Annotated in this window: 1 pseudogene; it reads right to left on the minus strand. The window is 66.2% G+C overall.

From position 1 onward, the window contains the following. Nucleotides 1-360 precede the first annotated feature (360 nt). A pseudogene (locus NKJ35_RS30820) lies at nt 361-600 on the minus strand (IS91 family transposase); the annotation flags it as partial.

The following is a 600-nucleotide window of genomic DNA, read 5'->3' on the forward strand; positions in this document are numbered from 1 at the left end:
GGAATCTGGAGGCTTCTGTGAGGTCCGCATGCTCGACGGAGTGGGCGGACTGGTTGTCGGACCTCATTGCAAGCCGGATTGAACGAAGCCGCGGGACGATCTGGCGCTATGGGGATTGTAGCCTGGAGGAGCGGTCGGGATCGTCTTCGCCATGCTGATGAAGGGCGTTCACGATGCGGCCACAGCGAAGGATGGCACGGTGGAAGGCGGAACCGTGATGGCGCGAGCCGTCGGATAGGCTGCAGTGCCTTCTATCGCCGGGCTGTCTGCTTGCGGCTTTGTGCGGCGGGACAAGGGTCGGGGTGCCGGCGCGCATGGCGACGGGTACCGTACCGGGTGATGTGGACGCACCCGGCGTGGTCATGAGGTGTCGTTCCAGAAGGGGCGCGGCGGCGCCTGGCCGCACCGCCAGATGGCGAGCGTGATCATTGGCTCTCCGCAGCATGGGCAGCGATGCGCCATAGCAAGGCGCTCGGCGGCGACGGCGGCGCTTTCGGCATCCGGTTTGAGCTCGTTCTGCTGCGATCCGGCCAGCAGCCTGTGGCACAGGTCGAGCTTGGCGGCGCGATTACCGTTGGCGAGGAAGCCGTAGTGGCGGAT

The sequence above is a fragment of the Mesorhizobium sp. M0136 genome, from assembly GCF_040322515.1.
Taxonomy (GTDB): domain Bacteria; phylum Pseudomonadota; class Alphaproteobacteria; order Rhizobiales; family Rhizobiaceae; genus Mesorhizobium.